Origin of the sequence: Pararobbsia silviterrae, assembly GCF_003628125.1 — a bacterium.
Taxonomy (GTDB): Bacteria; Pseudomonadota; Gammaproteobacteria; order Burkholderiales; family Burkholderiaceae; genus Pararobbsia; species Pararobbsia silviterrae.
The window spans coordinates 1-2,451 of record NZ_RBZU01000033.1 but is presented as its reverse complement, the minus strand read 5'-3'; the positions used below and the strand labels follow the sequence as shown (position 1 = coordinate 2,451).

The following is a 2,451-nucleotide window of genomic DNA, read 5'->3' as shown; positions in this document are numbered from 1 at the left end:
GTAAGCGAGTCGCGAGCGCCGTCTTGACGACGGCGTCGTGATCGTCAGTGGCCGGCGCGAAGCTGTTCCGCCACGACCCACGGCGTCAATTCTTCGACGTGGTTAATCGCGTGATCGGCGATGCGCGCGAGCACGAAGCGCAAATACGCTTCGGGATCGATGTCGTTGAGTTTGCAGGTGCCGACCAGGCTATAAATAGCGGCCGCGCGTTCACCGCCCGAATCGGCCCCGGCGAACAGGTAGTTGCGGCGACCGATCGCGACCCCGCGCAGGGCACGCTCGACGGGTGTGTTGTCGATCTCGATGCGACCGTCGCTGCAATACCGCGTCAACGCTTCCCATCGGTTCAGCGCATAGAGGACCGCCCGACTCGTGTCGGATTTCTTTGAGAGTGTCTCCAGCGTGGCTGTGAGCCACGTGTGGAGTTGATCAAGCAGCGGCTTCGCGCGCTCCTGGCGATACGCTCGCCGTTCATCGGGCGACTTGCCTCGGATCGCTTCCTCAATCTCGTACAGTTCGCCGATGCGTTTTAGTGCCTCTGTGTTCAACGCGTTGGGCCGCGCGACGTAGAGCTCATAGAATTGACGTCGCGCGTGCGCCCAACATGCCGCCTCAGCAACGCGCCCCGTTTCGTAGATGGCCTGATATCCGCCGTATGCGTCGGCCTGCAACGTGCCGCTGAACGACGCGAGATGTTCTTGGGGATGGATGCCTTTGCGATCGGGCGTGTACGCGAACCACACCGCCGCCGGCTTCATGTCGGCCGACGCGCGATCGTCTCGCACATACACCCATAACCGCCCAGTCTTCGTCTTGCCGTTGCCCGGAGCAAGCACCGGCACCGGTGTATCGTCGGCGTGCAACTTCGTGGCCGCCATCACGTGACGGCGCAACGCGTCGACCAAGGGCGCCAACAGCTTCGCGCTATGGCCGACCCACTTCGCGAGTAGCGAGCGATCGAGCTCAACACCTTCGCGCTCGTACATGACCGATTGGCGATACAAGGGGATGTGGTCCGCGAACTTCGCGACGAGCACATGCGCAAGCAGGCCCGGACCGGCGAGCCCACGCTCGATCGGCCGGCTCGGGGCTGCCGCTTGCGCGATGTGATCGCAGCCCGCGCACGCGAACTTCGGCCGCACGTGACGGATCACGCGGAAGCTCGCCGGAACATATTCGAGTTGTTCGGCGACGTCTTCGCCAAGCAGCTTCATCTGTCCACCGCAGGCCTCGCACTTCTCGACGGAGCTCGGCAAGTGCGTTTGCACCTCGCGCGGCAGATGCTCGGGCAACGGCTTGCGCGTTGCTTGCTCCGGGGCCGTGCGAGGGGTCTTGGGGATTTCAATGGGTGCCGCGCCTTCGTCGGCTTCGAGCTCTTCGAGCCGAAGCTCAAGCTGTTCGATCTGGCGATCGAGCTTCTCCGACTTGCGGCCGAACTGCATGCGGCGCAGCTTCGCGATCAGCAGCTTCAAATGCTCGATCTCGACCTTGCCCGTGGCGATGACGGCCTTCTGCGAGTCGACGACATCTTGCAAGTGCTCAAGGCGTGCGTCACGTTCGCGCAGCAGCGCCTTGAGGGCTTCGATGTCGTCGGGAAGGAGGTCGGCGGAACTCATGCCGACAGCTTACTGGGCGGCGCTGATGTTTACAACGCCGACGTGGGTGCGGCGGTGCGGGTGGGCTGACGCCAGTCGATGCCTTCGAGCAGCATCGACAGTTGCGCGGGACTCAGTAGCACGGTGCCGCTCGTGGCCTGCGGCCAAACGAAGCGGCCCTTTTCCAGGCGCTTCATGAGCAGGCACAGACCGTCGCCGCTCCACCAAAGGACTTTGAGCAGATCGCCGCGCTTGCCTCGGAAGACAAATACGTGACCACTGAATGGATCACGTTCGAGTACCGTTTGCACCTTTGCGGCCAGGCTGTTGAAGCCCGAGCGCATGTCGGTCACGCCGGCAGCCAGCCACACGCGTGTGCCCGAGGGCAATCCAATCATGGCTTCGTCTTCGCGGTAGCCAAGGTGTTCAGCACGAGCCGCAGCGCTGCCGCATCAGGCATGCCTTCGATGCGAACGCGTGCGGCGCCGATGCTGATCTCGATCACGCCCGGCGCTGTCGCCGGTGTCCGTGAATTCGGTTGCGAATCCTCGCCGAGCACAGCGACGGGAATCAACGCACCGCCGTCGTACTCTCCGGCTCGATAGGCGCGTCGCCATTTGAACAGCAGATTCGTGTTCAGTCCGTGTTCCAGCGCCAGCCGTGCTACAGAGACTCCGGGCTCGCACGCGCGCTGCGCCAACTGACGACGAAATTCGATCGGGTTGTTAGGCCGCCCCTTGCGGCTGTTCTTGCTCGGTGCTTCTGTTGACAAAATGGGCTCCACCACTCGATTTGGTGGGGCCTACTCTGGACACTCGCCGCTGCCATGTCGAGACGGTGATGGGGCAACGCTTAC

3 protein-coding genes are annotated in these 2,451 nt (G+C 63.2%); all 3 read right to left on the bottom strand.

The window, feature by feature from the left end; translation table 11 throughout:
• Nucleotides 1–44: 44 nt before the first annotated feature.
• From tnpC to tnpA, 3 genes are read right to left on the bottom strand one after another with little or no spacing between them, the layout of a single operon-like run.
• Entirely contained in the window at nt 45–1,616 is a 1,572-nt protein-coding gene (tnpC, locus tag D7S86_RS28865; RefSeq protein WP_121091580.1) for an IS66 family transposase, read from the bottom strand.
• A 29-nt stretch (nt 1,617–1,645) separates the two neighbouring features.
• On the bottom strand, nt 1,646–1,993 hold the full coding sequence (gene tnpB, locus D7S86_RS28860) for an IS66 family insertion sequence element accessory protein TnpB (RefSeq protein WP_121091579.1): 348 nt from the start codon (nt 1,991–1,993) through the stop codon (nt 1,646–1,648).
• A complete protein-coding gene (gene tnpA, locus D7S86_RS28855) occupies nt 1,990–2,379 on the bottom strand; it encodes an IS66-like element accessory protein TnpA (RefSeq protein ID WP_166444175.1) in 390 nt (129 codons plus the stop codon). The genes tnpB and tnpA overlap by 4 nt, the downstream gene beginning before the upstream one ends.
• Nucleotides 2,380–2,451 lie beyond the last annotated feature (72 nt).

What these genes read in the sequence shown, in the direction of transcription:
- tnpC (WP_121091580.1), bottom strand. Translation starts at nt 1,616, where the DNA reads ATGAGTTCCGCCGACCTCCTTCCCGACGACATCGAAGCCCTCAAGGCG.
- tnpB (WP_121091579.1), bottom strand. Translation starts at nt 1,993, where the DNA reads ATGATTGGATTGCCCTCGGGCACACGCGTGTGGCTGGCTGCCGGCGTG.